This window comes from Leucobacter allii (genome assembly GCF_022919155.1).
Lineage (GTDB): Bacteria > Actinomycetota > Actinomycetes > Actinomycetales > Microbacteriaceae > Leucobacter > Leucobacter allii.
The window spans coordinates 3,134,782-3,149,798 of the sequence record NZ_CP095045.1 but is presented as its reverse complement, the minus strand read 5'-3'; the positions used below and the strand labels follow the sequence as shown (position 1 = coordinate 3,149,798).

Below are 15,017 nucleotides of genomic sequence, written 5' to 3'. Positions count from 1 at the left end.
TTCCGCATGGCTGCGCACTCGACGGTGCGCGGTGGCCGGATCGGACGGAAGGCGGAGCATCATGGGCGATGCGCGGATCGCGGTACTGGGTGCGGGTGCCAACGGCGCTTCGATCGGAGCGGATCTCTTCGAGGCCGGACACGACGTCACGCTCATCGAGCAGTGGCCGGCGCACGTGGAACGGATGCGCACAGTAGGGCTCACGATCGTGACCGAGGGGGAGGAGCGGACCGTTCGCCCGCGGGCGATCCACCTGTGCGAGGTCGCAGAGGAGCGCGCACCGTTCGACGTCGTGCTGATGTTGATGAAGGCGTACGATGCGAGGTGGGCGGCGCAGCTCATCGCCCCGCTTCTCGCCGAGAGCGGCGTGATGGCCGGCGTGCAGAACGGCATGACGACCCCCGCGGTGCGCGATGCCGTCGGCGCGGAGCGCACCGTCGGCACAGTGATCGAGTGCTCGGCGACGATGTTCGAACCCGGTCTCGTGCACCGGCATACCGGCAGGGAGAGCGCGTGGTTCGCCACTGGTCTGGTCGAGGGCGGGGATCCGGCGCGCGAGTCCGTCGTGACCGAGCTGCTCTCCGCCGCTGGCCGGGTCGAGCACTTCGAGGACATCGAATCGGCCAAGTGGATGAAGCTCGTCAGCAACGCGACGCTGCTTGTCTCCTCCGCGATCCTGAACCTGCCGATGCTGGATGCGATGCACCTGACGGGCTACCGGGAGTTGATGATCGAGCTCGGCGACGAAGCCCTCCGCGTCGGCGCTGCGCTCGGCCATGCGACGCTCCCCATCTTCGGCCTCTCGGAGCAGCAGGTGCGCGATCCCTCTCGGGTGGTGGCGAACATGACGGACCAGCTTTTCGCGGGTTTCGTCCGCCCCGGGGCGACGACGACGGTGCTGCAGGATTGGCAGCGCGGGCGTCGCAGCGAAGCGGAGGATCTGAACGGGCACGTCGTGCTGATGGCAGATCGGGTCGGAATCGAGGTGCCGGCGAATCGCCGTGTGCTGGAGCTCGCGCGGCGGATCGAGCGTGGCGAGGTCCGGCCCGACCCCGCGCTGCTCGGTGAGATGCGCGTGGGGTAGACCGGACTCTGTGTCCGCAAGTGCACCGCTACGCCCCGAAGATCTCCGGGTGCTTCGCGAGCTGCCGCCTGGTGCGCCTGATGTGTCCGGCGAGCACCCGCTCGGCCTCCTCGAAGTCGCCGTCGCGGAGCGTCTGGATCAGGATGTTGTGCTCGTCGTCCGCGAGGCGGCGCAGTTCGGGCGTCCAGGCCGCGACGTAGGCGCGACGGTAGGGCGCGGTCGTGTTCCACAGCTTCGCGATGACGTCGCCGAGCTGCTGGGTCCGCGCGTGCGCGTAGCTCGCCAGGTGGAAGGCCCGGTCGTGCCTGAGGAAGCCGTCGACGTCGGCCGCGGCGGAGGCCTCGGCGACGCGCGCCGCGAGCTCCTCGAGCCGCGCGAAGTCGGCCTCGTCGAGCCCGGGGGCGCTGAAGCGCAGCAGCAGCGGTTCGAGCCGCTCGCGCATGAGATAGACCTCCTCGCACTCGGCGAGCGTGAGGCGCGACACCCAGGAGCCGGCATTCGCGACCGAGGTGACGAGCCCCTCGTGGACGAGGATCCGGAGCGCCTCGCGCACCGGCACGCGGCTCGCGCCGAAGCGCTCGGCGAGCTCCTCCTGCCTGATCCGCGCGCCGGGGCTGAGCGCCCCCGCCAGGATCTCCTCGCGGATGCTGCCGGCGATGCGCTCGCCGGCGTCTCCGCCGCGCGTGGTCGCGGCCTCCGTCATCGTGCTCGTGTCCTTCTCCTGGCTGCCCATGTCCCCACCGTATCCCCGGCGTCAGTTCGCCGGGTCGTCCGGGTGCCACAGCCGCACGGGGGCCTCGCGTTCGTACGCCTTGCCGGTCGGGAAGCTGACGAGCTCGAACTGCATGCCCCAGGGCGCGCGGAAGTAGACCCAGCGCTGACCCTCGGCCGCCTGTCGGCTCGCCACCGGTTCGCCCATGACCTCCACTCCGCGGTCGCGGAGGTATGCGACGGCGGCGTCCATGTCCTGGACGTAGAGCGCGAGGTGATGCCCCCCGATGTCGCTGTTGCGGGGCTGCGGCCGCTGGCCGTCGGCGGCGGCGTACTTGAAGACCTCGAGGTTGGCGCCGGTGTGCAGCCGGTAGAAGCGGATCTCCTCGATCACGGTGCGCGGGTGGACGCCGATCTGCGTCCGCATCCACTCGTCGTCGGCGCGCTTCGCCCCGAGCGTGTAGATCGGCTCGGCGCCGAGGATGTCGACGAGGAAGCGTTCGGCCTCGTCGAGGTCGGGGACGGTGAAGCCGAAATGATCGGTGCCGCTGATGCCGGGGATCGCCATGGTCCTGCTCCGCTTCGTCGAATCGCTGAGTCGCGCAATTGCATCCAAAGTTTGCCATAGACGGGCGTGAATCGCGAGCTTTCCGGGTGGTCGTGCTTGAGATTGGATTCAATCTCCCGTACTCTCGGCAGCAATCATTCCCGCATCGATGGAGATCAACATGCCCAAACGCCGCAAGCTCGACACGGGGGTGCCCTGGGTCGAACTCAGCACCACGGCCGCAGACTGGAAGGCGGCGGACCCCCGGCTGCTCGCGACCATGCTCGGCGAGATCCAGCTGATCCGCAGCTTCGAGGAGACCGTGCTGGAGCTCGCGGGGGCCGGCCTCGTCCACGGCCCCGCCCACTCGAGCATCGGGCAGGAGGGCGGGGCGGTCGGTTCGATCGTCGCGCTGCGCTCGAGCGACGCGGTCAACGGCTCGCACCGCGGTCACCATCAGTTCCTCGCGAAGGCCATCACCCACGTCGCCGGCGGGGAGCTGTCGCTCGACGCCCTGGTCGACGGCGACATGCAGGCCATGCTGCAGCGCACCCTCGCCGAGATCCTCGGCCTCGCCCAGGGCTTCTCCGGCGGCCGCGGCGGTTCGATGCACCTGCAGTGGCTCGAGGCCGGGGCGCTCGGCACCAACGCGATCGTCGGCGGCGGCGCGCCGCTCGCCGGCGGCAACGGGTGGGCGCAGCGCTTCGCCGGCACCGACGACGTCTCGATCAACTACTTCGGCGACGGCTCGAGCCAGATCGGCTCGGTGCTCGAATCGATGAACCTCGCGGCGATCTGGCAGACGCCGCTCATGTTCTTCATCGAGAACAATCTCTACGCCGTCTCGACGCACGCGCGCGAGGCCTCCGCCGACCCGCGCTTCTCCATCCGTGGCCAGGGGTTCTCGATCCCGGCCTGGCGCGTCGACGGCATGGATCCGCTCGCCGTGCACCTCGCGACGCAGGAGGCGCTCGAGCGCATGCGGGCGGGCGAGGGCCCCGCGCTCATCGAGGCCGAGGTCTACCGCTTCTTCCACCAGAACGGACCCTTCCCCGGCAGCGCGTTCGGCTACCGCACGAAGGACGAGGAGAAGTCGTGGCGCGGCCGCGATCCGCTCGCTCTCATGGGTCAGAAGCTGCAGGAACTCGGGTACGCGAGCGAGGCCGAGGTCACGGCGGTGAAGGATCAGGCCAAGCAGGCCATGGCCGACGCCGTGCGCGCGCTCATCGAGGACGACCCCGAGCGTGAGGGCAAGCGTAGGATCATCCCGGCGCTGTGGCCCGACCCCGCGTGGGTCGATGCCGGGATCCGCAGCGACGCGAGCGAGCTCGCGGGGCTCGAGATCGTGGAGCCCTCCGAGATCGGCGGCGAGTGGCGCGACGTCAAGTTCGTGGATGCCGTGGCACAGGTCATGGATCGCCGCATGGAGCTCGACGACCGCATCGTCGTGCTCGGTGAGGACGTGCACAACCTCGGCGGCGGCACGAACGGCGCCACGAAGGGGCTCGCCGAGAAGTACGGCTCGAAGCGGGTCGTGGGCACTCCCATCAGCGAGAACGCGTTCTTCGGCTTCGCGACCGGAGCGGCGCTCGACGGGCGGATCCGCCCGGTCGTCGAGTTCATGTACCCCGATTTCATGTGGGTGGCAGCCGACCAGGTCTTCAACCAGGCGGGCAAGGCGCGCCACATGTTCGGCGACAACAACGACGTGCCGCTCGTGCTGCGCACGAAGGTCGCGATGGGCTCGGGCTACGGCTCGCAGCACCTTATGGATCCCGCGGGCATCTTCGCGACCGCGCCCGGGTGGCGCATCGTCGCCGCGTCGACCGCGGCCGACTACGTGGGCCTCATGAACGCCGCCCTCGCGCTCGAGGATCCGGTGCTCGTCATCGAGCACATGATGCAGTACGGCGACGCCGACCGGCTGCCCGCCGGCGATCTCGACTACATCATCCCCCCGGGGTCGGCGGCCGTCCGTCGCGAGGGATCCGAGGTGACGGTGCTCACCTACCTGAAGATGGTGGAGCACTCGCTCGAGGCCGTCGAGCAGACCGGCATCGACGGTGAGGTCATCGACCTGCGCTGGCTCGATCGCGCGTCGATCGACTGGGACACGATCGGCGAGAGCATCACGAAGACGAACGCCGTGGTGATCGTCGAGCAGGGCGCGCAGGGCCCCTCCTACGGGGCGTGGCTCGCCGACGAGATCCAGCGCCGCTACTTCGACTGGCTCGATCAGCCGGTGGCGCGCGTCACGGGCGGCGAGGCGAGCCCGAGCATCTCCAAGGTGCTCGAGCGGGCCGCGTTCGCCGGCACCGAGGAGGTCGTCGCGGGGCTCGAAGCCGTGCGGGCAGCATGGGGAGGCAAGTGATGGCCGCGATCGTACGCATGCCGGAGATCGCGACGGGCTCGGCCGAGGCCGCGATCGCGGGCTGGCTCGTCGCGGTGGGGGACGCCGTGGCCGACGGGCAGGAGATCGTCGAGATCGAGACCGAGAAGGCCACCGTCGAGTACGCCGCTGAGCAGGGCGGCGTCGTCGCCGGACTCTTGCTCGAGGCCGGCGCGTCGGCCGCCGTCGGCGCCCCGATCGCCGTGCTGGCCACGGGCGGTCAGTCCGCGGAGGAGGCGCTCGCCGAGGCGGGGGCGGCGTCCGGGTCGGCGGCGCCCGACCCGGCGGCCCCCGCCGAACCCATCTCGATCGACACCGCCTCGGTGCCGGATCCGGCAGCGGTGCCGGATCCGGCGGCGGTTCCGGATCGGGCTGGCGCTGACGCCGCTGCCGCAGCGCGTCCCGCGGCCGGGGCCCCCGAGCCGGGGGAGCGCCGTTTCGCGAGCCCCCTCGTGCGCAAGCTCGCGCGGGAGCGCGGCTTCGACCTGAGCGGTGTGCAGGGATCCGGCCCCAACGGGCGCATCGTGCGTCGCGACATCGAGGGGCTCGAGGCGGCTCCCGCCGCGCCGGCGGTCCCGGCAGCGGCTCCCGCCCGGGCGCCGGAGGCCCCGGCACCGGCCGCCCCGGCGTCGGTGGCCCGGCCGGCCGCGGGCTTCACGGACGTGCCGCACACCGGCATGCGCCGGGCGATCGCCCGCCGGCTCGCGGAGAGCAAGAGCACGGTGCCGCACTTCTACCTCGTCGCCGACTGCCGGATGGACGCGCTGCTGGCGCTCCGGGCGCAGATCAACGCGATCGAGGGCACGCGCGTCTCGGTGAACGACTTCGTCGTGAAGGCGGTGGCCGGCGCGCTGCGCGACGTCCCCGAGGCGAACGCGATCTGGACCGACGAGGCGACCCGTCGCTTCGAGAGCGTCGACATCTCGGTCGCGGTCTCCGTCCCTGGCGGGCTCCTGACCCCGGTCGTGCGCGGGGTGGAGCGCCTCGCGCTCGGCGAACTCGGCGCCGCGATCCGCGATCTCGCCGAGCGTGCTCGGGACGGCGGGCTCAAGCAGCACGAGCTCGAGGGCGGCTCCTTCTCCGTCTCGAATCTCGGCATGTACGGGACGAGCGCGTTCTCGGCGATCCTCAACCCGCCGCAGTCCGGCATCCTGGCCGTCGGCGCCGCCGAGAAGCGCCCCGTCGTGGAGGCGGACGGCTCGCTCGGGGTCGCGACCGTCATGACGGTGACCCTGTCGGCGGACCATCGCGTGCTCGACGGAGCGCTCGCCGCCGAGTGGCTCGCCGCGTTCACGCGGCGCATCGAGCAGCCGATGAGCATCCTCGTCTGAGCCTCCGTCGCCGGGGGCGCCCGCCGGTACCCCTGGACCCGAGCGCCCGGGGATGACATCGTGGAGGAGCAGTACACCTCGCCGCCTCCGGCGGATCGCACACGGAAGGAGCGGCCATGCCGACACTGCTGCACATCGACTCTGCGATCGCGGACGCTGAATCGCGGACGCGGCGGCTGACGCGCGCCGCGGTCGAGGCCTGGCGCGGCCGCGGTGACGGGTACACCGTCGTCAGCCGCGATCTCCATGCCGATCCGCCATCCCATCTGCGCGAGCGATCCCAGCACTGGCCCGAGCGGCTCCGCGAGGGTGCGCCGCTCGATCGTGCGACGGAGGAGATCCAGGAACGGCTCATCGCCGAGCTGCTCGGTGCCGATGCGCTCGTTATCGGCGCCCCGATGTACAACTTCAACATCCCGTCGACGCTGAAGGCGTGGGTCGACCTCGTGCATGTCCCCGGCATCACCTCGCCCTTCGACGCGGAGGTGCGGCCGCTCCGCGGAAGACCCGCGGTCATCGTCACATCGCAGGGCGGTCCGCGAGAGGACGCGGTCGAGCATCTCGCGACGGCGCCGCTGCGTCATCTTCTCGGTGCCGCGTTCGGCATGGAGGTGCATGTTGTCGGCACCAGTCGCACGCTCGCTGAGCGGATCCCGGAGCTCGGCGTCGACGAGGCCGATGCGCTCTTTGCGGACGCAGAAGCGGAGACAGTCAGACTCGGCTCCACGATCTGACGGCATCACGCCCGGGCGTCCGGTCCCGAGCGAACACCCCATCTCGACGTTCGCGTTCGCGCCCGTCCCGTTCGTCCGCTCCTTCGCACGTCCGCTCCTTCGCGCGTCCGCTGCTTCGCGCGTCCGCTGCTTCGCGCGTCCGCTGCTTCGCGCGTCCGCTGCTTCGCGCGTCCGCTGCTTCGCGCGTCCGCTCTTTCGCACGTCAGTCGTTGTCGGTATGCCGCCCGAATGCTGACAACTCCTGACGTGCGAAGGAGGAGGAAGGGGGCGTGCGCGGGGGAGAAGCGTGCGCGAGGGAGAGGCGCGCGAGGGCGGCGCTGCGTGCGGGAGGTGCGTGCGCGGGATCGGGGCGCGAGGCGCCTACGCCGCGAGGGGCTCCGTGATGGCGAAGAGGAGCTCGCTGATGCGCGTCGGGAGCGCCGCGAGCCCGTCCGCCGTGTGCGCGGCCCCCAGCGCCTCGATGCGCAGCGCGCGCTCGTACTCCCCGGAGAGCAGCGCCACGGCGTGCTCCGCCGGGAGGGTGAAGCGGCGCCCGGCGGCGGCGATGGCGGCCTCGACGAGCCCCGCGATGCTCGCGTAGGAGCGCGTGAGCAGCTCTGCGTACCCGGGTGCGCTCTCCGGATCGCGCATCGCGAGCAGCGCGAACTCCGTCTCGAGCAGGTACCAGTTCGCGGTGTCCCCGTCGGGGGCGAGGAACTCCGTGATGTAGCAGGCGGCGCGCTCGGGATCGAGCGAGCCCTGGTGGTCGCGGAGCGCGGGCGCGATCTCGGCGGTCTTCGCCTCCAGGTTCGCCGCGCGCCGCGCGAATTCCCGCTCGAGCAGGGCGAGGAACAACTCCTCCTTGCTCGAGAAGTTCGAGTAGAACGCCCCGCGCGTGAACCCGGCCCGCTGGCACACGGCCTCGACGGACGCGCCCTGGAGCCCCTCCTCGGCGAACACCTCGACCGCCGCCTCGAGCAGCCGTTCGCGGGTCGCGAGCCGGCGCGCGCTCGGCGCCGGGGCCGGGCTCGCGGGGGTCGTGGGGCGGGGCGTGGTCACGTGGTCCGTCGGCCTTTCTCGATCCCGGGCGACGCCGGGGCGTTCGCTGGACATTCCCTGGATACACTAGTGTATCGAACCCGATACACTCGTGTATCGAACCCCGTGCGACGGCGCCCGGCGACCCCAGGCCTCAGGCGCGCCGCCAGCGCGCAGCGCGCCGGCCCGTCGCCGATCCCGACGCGCGGCACCCGTCCGCGACCGAAAGGCCTGCCCCGCATGTCGACACTGCTCCACGCCATCGGGCGCTGGGCGATCCGCGCCAAGTGGCTCGTGCTGGTGATCTGGATCGCGATCCTCGCCGTGCTCGGCGCGGGTGCCGGGCTCTTCTCCCAGGGCGCGAACGCCCCCATCTCGATCCCCGGCACCGAATCGCAGGAGGCGATCGACACGCTCGGCCGCACCTTCCCCGAGGTCAGCGGCTCGAGCGCGACGATCATCGTCGTCGCCCCCGACGGCGAACGCGCCGATGACGCGGCGTACGAGCAGGCCATCACGGATGCCGTGGAGGAGCTCGAGGATCTCCCGCAGGTGAACGCCGTCACCTCTCCGTTCGCCGAGCTCGCCCCGAGCGAGCTCAGCGACGACGGCCGCGCCGCGCTCATCACCATCCAGATCGATGCGAGCCAGAGCGATGTCCCCGAGGCCACCTCCGCCGGCATCGTCTCCGCGACGGACGAGCTCCGCGCCGCGCTCCCCGCCGACGCTGAGGTCTCCTACGGCGGCGACGTGTTCTCGACCTCGATCCCCGGCTTCACCGTGACCGAGGCGCTGGGCGTCGTCATCGCGTTCATCGTGCTGCTCTTCACCCTCGGCTCCCTCATCGCCGCGGGCATGCCGCTCATCATCGCGATCCTCGGCGTCGGCGTCACCATCGCCGGCCTCTTCTTCACGACCGCCTTCGCCGAGATGACCTCCACGACGCCGATGCTCGCGCTCATGCTCGGCCTCGCGGTCGGCATCGACTACACCCTCTTCATCGTCAGCCGGCATCAGGAGCAGCTGCGCTCCGGGCTCGCGGTGGAGGACTCGATCGCGCGTGCGACCGCCACGAGCGGCTCGGCGGTCGTCTTCGCGGGACTCACCGTCATCATCGCGCTGCTCGGCCTCGCGGTCGCCGGCATCCCGTTCCTCACCGCGCTCGGCGTCGCGGCGGCGGCGGGCGTCGCGATCGCGGTGCTCATCGGCGTCACCCTCACTCCCGCGATCCTCGCGATGGCGGGCACGAGGATCCTGCCGAAGCAGCAGCGCGCGGCGCTCGCGACCCGCGCGGCGGGGGCCCCGGCCGAGCCCAACGGCACCGATGCGGCCGGCACCGATACCGCCGGCGCCGACGCACCGCCCGCGCCGGCGGCCGAGCCCGCCGGCGCCGCGCACCGCCCCTCCCGCGCGGATCGCTTCTTCGGCGGGTGGGTGCGCGCAGTCACGGCGAAGCCGATCGTCACCATCCTCGTCGTGCTCGTCGGCCTCGGCGCTGCGGCGCTCCCCGCCCTCGACCTCCGCCTCGCCCTCCCCGGTGCCGAGACGCTCGAGGAGAGCGACCCGGCGCGCATCACCTACGAGCTCACGGGCGAGCACTTCGGCGAGGGCGCGAACGGTCCGCTGATCCTCACCGGGTCGATCATCGGCAGCGACGACCCGCTCGCGCTCATGGACGACCTCGCCGACGAGGTTCGCGCGCTCCCCGGCGTCGCCGACGTGCCGCTCGCGACCCCGAACCAGAACGCCGATACGGGCATCATCCAGGTGATCCCGGAGGAGGGGCCGCAGTCGGAGAGCACCTCCGCGCTCGTCGCCGAGATCCGGGAGCACCATGACGAATGGGAGGACGCGTACGGCGTCAGCCTCGCCGTCACCGGCTTCACCGCCGTCGGCATCGACGTCTCGAATCTCCTCGGCGAGGCGCTGCTGCCGTTCGGCATCCTCGTCGTGGGCCTGTCGCTCATCCTCCTCGCGATGGTGTTCCGCTCCGTGTGGGTGCCCATCAAGGCGACCCTCGGCTACCTGCTGTCCGTCGGCGCGGCCTTCGGCGCCGTCGTCGCCGTCTTCCAGTGGGGCTGGCTCGACGGCGCGCTGAACGTCCACTCGACGGGGCCGGTGCTCAGCTTCATGCCGATCATCCTCATGGGCGTGCTCTTCGGGCTCGCGATGGACTACGAGGTCTTCCTCGTCTCCCGCATCCGGGAGGAGTACGTGCACGGCGCCACGGCGCAGGCCGCGATCCGCCGTGGCTTCGTCGGCAGCGCGAAGGTGGTCACCGCGGCGGCCCTCATCATGTTCGCGGTCTTCGCCGCGTTCGTGCCGGAGGGCGATCCGAGCATCAAGGTCATCGCGCTCGGCCTCGCGGTCGGCGTGTTCGTCGACGCGTTCATCGTCCGCATGACGCTCGTGCCCGCGGTGCTCGCCCTCCTCGGCGACCGCGCCTGGTGGATGCCGCGCTGGCTCGCGAAGATCCTCCCCTCCTTCGACGTCGAGGGGGAGGGGCTCGCCCGCGAGCTCGCGCACGCCGAGTGGCCGGCGGAGCTGCCGCAGGCGCGCATCGCCGCCGATCGCCTGCTGCTCGGGGGCGGGATCGAGATCGCCGAGATCCGGGTCGCCCCCGGTGAGGCGCTGCGACTCGATCCGGCGGATCCCGACGCCTCGGCGCTCGCCGAGGCGCTCACCGGACGCGCCCCGATCCTGGGCGGCACCGTCAAGGCCGTCGGCCTGCTGATGCCCGAGCGCGCCTCCTCGCTGCGCGCCCGATCCGCGTGGGCGACGGCCGAGACGCTCCGCGAGGCGCTGCGGGATCGGCCCGAGCTCCTCGTGCTCGACCTGCGGTCGCTCGCGAGCGCGGGCGCCGCGGTGCCGCTGCGCGCCGTCGACGGGCTGCGCTCCGCGCTCGCGGCGCAGGCCGTGGAGGCCGCGCGCGAGGCGGCGCCGACGCTCACGCTCGTCGTGATCGGCGATGAGGCGCTCACGGACCGGATCCTGCCCGAGGGAATCGCCGTCGTGCGCCCGCGCGGCGGAGCGCACGACGCCGGGCTGCACGGCTCCGGGGCTCACGCCGTCCCCGGAGCACCGGCCCCGATCCTGGAAGGGGGCGCCCGATGAGCGCCGCGCTGACCCGCCTGAAGACGAACTCGCCCGTCCGCTGGACGACGATCGTCGGTATCATGCTCGTCCCGCTCACCGTCGCCGGGCTGCTGCTCTGGGGGCTCTGGAACCCGACCGAGCGCCTCGAGAACGTCACGGCGGCCGTCGTCAACCTCGACGAGGGCGCGGAGGTCGACGGTCAGACCGTGCCGCTCGGGCGCGTGCTCGCCGGCGAGCTCATCGCGGGCGACGCCGAGTCGAACTTCACCTGGGTGCTCACCGATGCGGAGGACGCGGAGGCCGGGCTCGACGACGGGCGCTACGCCTCCGTCGTCACGATCCCCGAGAACTTCTCGGCGGCGGCCACGTCCCTCTCGGGGGACCCCGCGGACGCCGAGCAGGCGACGATCGACGTCTCCGAGAGCGACCGCGGCCGGCTCATCGACACCGCGCTCTCCGGCATCGTCACGCAGACGGCCACGAGCGTGCTCAATCAGCAGCTCGGCGAGCAGTTCGTCGGCGGCGTCTACGTCGGCTTCAACGAGCTCGGCGACGGGATCGGGGAGGCGGCCGACGGCGCCGCCGAGCTCGCCGACGGCACCTCCCAGCTCGCCGACGGCACCTCCGAGCTCGCGGACGGTGCGACGCAGCTCGCCGACGGTGCGACGCAGCTGGCCACGGGGACGCAGCAGCTCTCGAGCGGCACCTCGCAGCTCGCGAGCGGGGCCTCGGAGCTCGCCAACGGGCAGACGCAGCTGGCCGACGGAGTCGGCGCGTACGTCGCCGGCGCCCGCACGCTCTCCGACTCGTACGCGCAGCTCGGCGCCGGCGCCACGGCCGTGGTGAACCAGCTGCAGGGGGTCATCGCGGCGCTCACGCAGCTCCAGACGGACCTGGCCGGGCCCTCCGCGGATCTGGAGAACGGCCTGGCTGCGGCCGGGACGGGGGCGCAGGACCTCGGTGCCGACATCGAACCGCTGGTGACCGACTGCTACGCCTCGGGGGCCGCACCGGAGTACTGCGCCGGTCTGTCGACCACGCTGCAGGGCCACGCCGCGACGATCGGCACGGGTGTGCAGACCGCCGCGAGCGGTGCGACGGGCATGGGCGATGCGATGTCGAATGCGCTGTCCGTCCTCGGCTCCGGCTCCGCCGAGGGCGGCGACCCGAACGCGCAGCTCAATACGCTGAAGGACGGTCTCGCCGCCTTCGGCACGGGTCTCGGGGACTTCGCGGCGCAGGGCGAGCAGCTCGCCTCGGGTGCGCAGCAGTCCGCATCGGGGGCGCAGCAGCTGAGCTCGGGGGTCTTCGAGCTCGCGGCGAACGTGCCGCAGCTGGCCGACGGCGCCTCCCAACTGGCCGACGGCACGACGGAGCTCGCCGACGGCACGGGCGAACTCGCCGACGGCACGACGGAGCTCGCCGACGGCGCAGGCGCGCTGGCCGGCGGCCTGGGCGACGCGGTCGAGGGGATCCCGAGCACGACCGAGGCGGAGCGCGACGCGCTCGCCGAGACCGCGGTGACCCCGGTGCAGGCGGAGGGCGCGAGCGACGAGCTGTTCAACGCCTCCGGCGTGCCGCTCTTCGCGGGCATCGCCCTCTGGGCTGGGGCGCTGGCCGCCTTCCTCGTGCTCGCCCCGCTCTGGCGGCGCACCCGCGAGGCCGCGCGCGGCGTCGGCTACATCACGCTCCGCAGCGTGCTCCCCGCGATCGGCCTCGGGGCGATCCAGGGGGCCGCGGCCGGGATCGTGCTCCCGATCGCGCTCGGCTACGGCCTCGCGCAGGGCGCCGGATTCTTCGGCTTCTCCCTGCTGGCCGGCATCGCCTTCGCGCTCGCGGTGCAGGGCCTCTCGGCGCTGCTCGGCGGATTCGGCCGCTTCATCGGCTTCGCACTGCTCGTGGTCGCCTTCGCGGTCGGCATCGTGTCGACCGTGCCTGGGCCGCTCGCGGCGATCGGCGACGCGAGCCCCGTCGGCGCCGCCCTCGCGGGCTTCCAGTCGATCGCCGCGCAGGTCGCGGGGGCCGGCGGCAGCGCCGTGCTCCTCGTCCTCTGGGGCCTCGGCGGCGTGCTGCTCACGGCCTTCGCCGTGGTGCGCGCGCGGCGCGCCGCCGCCTAGCCTCGGCCGCCGCGCGGGGCTGCGTACGGCCGCGGGGCCCGGGATCGACGAGATCCCGGGCCCCGCGTCGTCGTGCGGCGATCCGCGTGCCCCACGGCGACGGCGCCGACGGGGCGGTCGTCGACGGAGCGGTCGGCGACGGCATCGTGGCGCGCCCGGCGGGCGTCGCCGCTCGCCCGCGGGACGTCGCCGCTCGCCCGCCGGATGCCGGACGTCCGCGTCAAACATCTGATGTGCGAGCGCCCTGCCGGGTTTCGGGACTGTTGTGCCCGCGCACATAGAAGGTGTCGGAACGAGCCAAGATGCTGGGGGTGTCCGGGCCCTGAGGACGGGCCTGGCGCATCGCGAGACAACGAAGTAGCAGCGTTTGCCAACCAATGATGGAGGACACGAATGGCCGCGAAGAGACTCCGCAGAGCCGCAGCGATGGCGCTCGCTCTGGGAAGCGTATCCGCCCTCGTCGCCTGCTCGGGCCCCGTCGCCGTGGGAGAGGGGGGCGACGCCGACGCCACCCTCATCTACGACCTCGGGCTGGAGATGACGACCCTCGACCCCGCCGCCGTCTTCGACGTCTCGGCGTCGATCATCAACGCCCAGGTGTACGAGCAGCTCGTCGGGTACGCCACCGACAGCGACGAGATCGAGGGCGAGCTGGCGGAGAGCTGGGAGCGCAACGACGACGCCACGGAGTACCGATTCGTGCTTCGCGACGATGTCGCCTTCGAGAGCGGCGGCGAGCTGAGCTCCGCCGACGTCGAGTTCTCCTTCAACCGTCTGAAGAACCTGCAGGGCGGCTCCGCCTACCTCATGGACGGGATCACGGTGGCCTCGGAGGACGAGCGCACCGTGGTCGTCTCGAGCGAGGTGCCGAAGCCCGAACTGCTCGCCATGCTCGCAACGCAGAGCTTCTCCGTGTACGACTCGGCGGCGGTGCAGGAGCGCGGCGGCCTGGCCGACGAGTCCGCGGCGACGGAGGACACCGCGGGCGACGCGTTCTTCGAGGAGTCCTTCGGCTCCGGGGCCTACGCGCTCGCGAGCTACGAGCCGAACGCCGAGGTCGAGCTCGTGGCGAGCGAGAGCTGGCGCGGCGACGCCCCCGACTTCGCGAAGGTGCTCGTGCGGAACTCGCGCAGCATCCAGCAGCAGACCCTGAACATCCAGAACGGCGGCTCGGACGTCACGAACTCCCTCTCCTCGCCGCAGGTGGCCGAGCTCGACGCCGAGTCGGTGAACGTGATCAGCCAGCCGCTGCCGCAGGTGATCTACTTCGCGCTCACGAACTCCGGCGGGCCCACGGTCAACGACGACTTCCGCCGCGCCGTCGCGCTCGGCATCGACTACGACGGCATCGTGGAGATGGCCGGGGAGGGCGCGCGGCAGGGGACCGGCGTGATCCCGACGACGCTCGCGGGGGCCATTCCCGAGGGCGAGGGGCTGCAGCGCGACGTCGAGGCCGCGAAGGCCGCCCTCGCGGCGAGCGGCATGGCCGATCAGCCCCTGTCGATCTCCTTCGGCAGCGACTACGCCGTCGGCGGGCAGGACATGGGACTCTTCGCGCAGAAGATCCAGTCGGATCTCGAGGAGATCGGCATGACCGTCGAGCTCGACGGCGCTCCCACCCAGGTCTCCCGCACCGCCAACCAGGAGGGCAAGGTCCAGGCGGCGCTCTGGCCGTTCCCGCCGGACTACGCGGACGCGAGCCAGTTCCTCATCCACAGCCCGGGCGGGCTGCTCGCCGAGCGCATCCACTGGACCGCCGAGGAGGCGCCCGAGATCGTCGCGCTCGCGGACGCCGCGCAGCACGCGGTCGACGACGCGGATCGGGCGGCGGCCTACGAGGCGTGGGCGCGCGCGCTGCGGGACACGAACCGCTTCATCGCGGTCGTGGAGGTGCCGCAGAACCTCGTCACCTCGAAGCGCGTCGGCAGCCTGAACATGGATGTCGCCGGCGAGCCGCAGATCAACCTCTTCACGCTCGAGCAGTAGACCGC

At 72.2% G+C, this 15,017-nt stretch carries 10 protein-coding genes; 7 read left to right on the top strand and 3 right to left on the bottom strand.

What is annotated here, in order from left to right; translation table 11 throughout:
• Positions 1 to 61: 61 nt before the first annotated feature.
• Entirely contained in the window at positions 62 to 1,084 is a 1,023-nt protein-coding gene (locus MUN78_RS14540; RefSeq protein ID WP_244727372.1) for a ketopantoate reductase family protein, read from the top strand.
• A 28-nt stretch (positions 1,085 to 1,112) separates the two neighbouring features.
• On the opposite strand, the gene MUN78_RS14535 is transcribed toward MUN78_RS14540, so the two are convergent.
• Together MUN78_RS14535 and MUN78_RS14530 are read right to left on the bottom strand one after the other, a co-directional pair.
• A complete protein-coding gene (locus MUN78_RS14535) occupies positions 1,113 to 1,817 on the bottom strand; it encodes a GntR family transcriptional regulator (RefSeq protein WP_244727370.1) in 705 nt (234 codons plus the stop codon).
• A gap of 21 nt (positions 1,818 to 1,838) precedes the next feature.
• Positions 1,839 to 2,363 (bottom strand): VOC family protein, encoded by a 525-nt coding sequence (locus tag MUN78_RS14530; RefSeq protein WP_244691850.1) that lies wholly within the window; start codon positions 2,361 to 2,363, stop codon positions 1,839 to 1,841.
• 160 nt (positions 2,364 to 2,523) lie between these two features.
• On the opposite strand from MUN78_RS14530, the gene MUN78_RS14525 reads away from it, so the two are divergent.
• From MUN78_RS14525 to MUN78_RS14510, 3 genes are all read left to right on the top strand, one after another.
• Entirely contained in the window at positions 2,524 to 4,713 is a 2,190-nt protein-coding gene (locus MUN78_RS14525; RefSeq protein WP_244727368.1) for an alpha-ketoacid dehydrogenase subunit alpha/beta, read from the top strand.
• Complete coding sequence (locus MUN78_RS16720) at positions 4,713 to 6,062, top strand: 2-oxo acid dehydrogenase subunit E2 (RefSeq protein ID WP_283248403.1); 1,350 nt, start codon at positions 4,713 to 4,715, stop codon at positions 6,060 to 6,062. Before MUN78_RS14525 ends, MUN78_RS16720 begins: the two co-directional genes overlap by 1 nt.
• A 116-nt stretch (positions 6,063 to 6,178) precedes the next feature.
• Positions 6,179 to 6,796, top strand: coding sequence for an FMN-dependent NADH-azoreductase (locus tag MUN78_RS14510; protein WP_244727366.1), 618 nt, complete (start codon positions 6,179 to 6,181; stop codon positions 6,794 to 6,796).
• 360 nt (positions 6,797 to 7,156) lie between these two features.
• Here MUN78_RS14510 and MUN78_RS14505 read toward each other — a convergent pair whose 3' ends face one another.
• Entirely contained in the window at positions 7,157 to 7,888 is a 732-nt protein-coding gene (locus MUN78_RS14505) for a TetR/AcrR family transcriptional regulator (RefSeq protein ID WP_244727364.1), read from the bottom strand.
• Positions 7,889 to 8,053: 165 nt separating this feature from the next.
• On the opposite strand from MUN78_RS14505, the gene MUN78_RS14500 reads away from it, so the two are divergent.
• From MUN78_RS14500 to MUN78_RS14490, 3 genes are all read left to right on the top strand, one after another.
• A complete protein-coding gene (locus MUN78_RS14500) occupies positions 8,054 to 10,927 on the top strand; it encodes an MMPL family transporter (protein WP_244727362.1) in 2,874 nt (957 codons plus the stop codon).
• The gene (locus tag MUN78_RS14495; RefSeq protein WP_244727360.1) at positions 10,924 to 13,026 is read left to right on the top strand and encodes a YhgE/Pip domain-containing protein; all 2,103 of its coding nucleotides are present in this window, start codon (positions 10,924 to 10,926) and stop codon (positions 13,024 to 13,026) included. The genes MUN78_RS14500 and MUN78_RS14495 overlap by 4 nt, the downstream gene beginning before the upstream one ends.
• 393 nt (positions 13,027 to 13,419) lie before the next feature.
• Positions 13,420 to 15,012: an ABC transporter substrate-binding protein gene (locus MUN78_RS14490; protein WP_244727358.1), complete on the top strand. Its 1,593-nt coding sequence runs from the start codon at positions 13,420 to 13,422 to the stop codon at positions 15,010 to 15,012.
• Positions 15,013 to 15,017: the final 5 nt, after the last annotated feature.

Coding starts and splice junctions, on each gene's coding strand:
- MUN78_RS14510 (WP_244727366.1), top strand. CDS start 6,179: ATGCCGACACTGCTGCACATCGACTCTGCGATCGCGGACGCTGAATCG.
- MUN78_RS16720 (WP_283248403.1), top strand. CDS start 4,713: ATGGCCGCGATCGTACGCATGCCGGAGATCGCGACGGGCTCGGCCGAG.
- MUN78_RS14530 (WP_244691850.1), bottom strand. CDS start 2,363: ATGGCGATCCCCGGCATCAGCGGCACCGATCATTTCGGCTTCACCGTC.
- MUN78_RS14535 (WP_244727370.1), bottom strand. CDS start 1,817: ATGGGCAGCCAGGAGAAGGACACGAGCACGATGACGGAGGCCGCGACC.
- MUN78_RS14540 (WP_244727372.1), top strand. CDS start 62: ATGGGCGATGCGCGGATCGCGGTACTGGGTGCGGGTGCCAACGGCGCT.
- MUN78_RS14490 (WP_244727358.1), top strand. CDS start 13,420: ATGGCCGCGAAGAGACTCCGCAGAGCCGCAGCGATGGCGCTCGCTCTG.
- MUN78_RS14505 (WP_244727364.1), bottom strand. CDS start 7,888: ATGTCCAGCGAACGCCCCGGCGTCGCCCGGGATCGAGAAAGGCCGACG.
- MUN78_RS14500 (WP_244727362.1), top strand. CDS start 8,054: ATGTCGACACTGCTCCACGCCATCGGGCGCTGGGCGATCCGCGCCAAG.
- MUN78_RS14525 (WP_244727368.1), top strand. CDS start 2,524: ATGCCCAAACGCCGCAAGCTCGACACGGGGGTGCCCTGGGTCGAACTC.
- MUN78_RS14495 (WP_244727360.1), top strand. CDS start 10,924: ATGAGCGCCGCGCTGACCCGCCTGAAGACGAACTCGCCCGTCCGCTGG.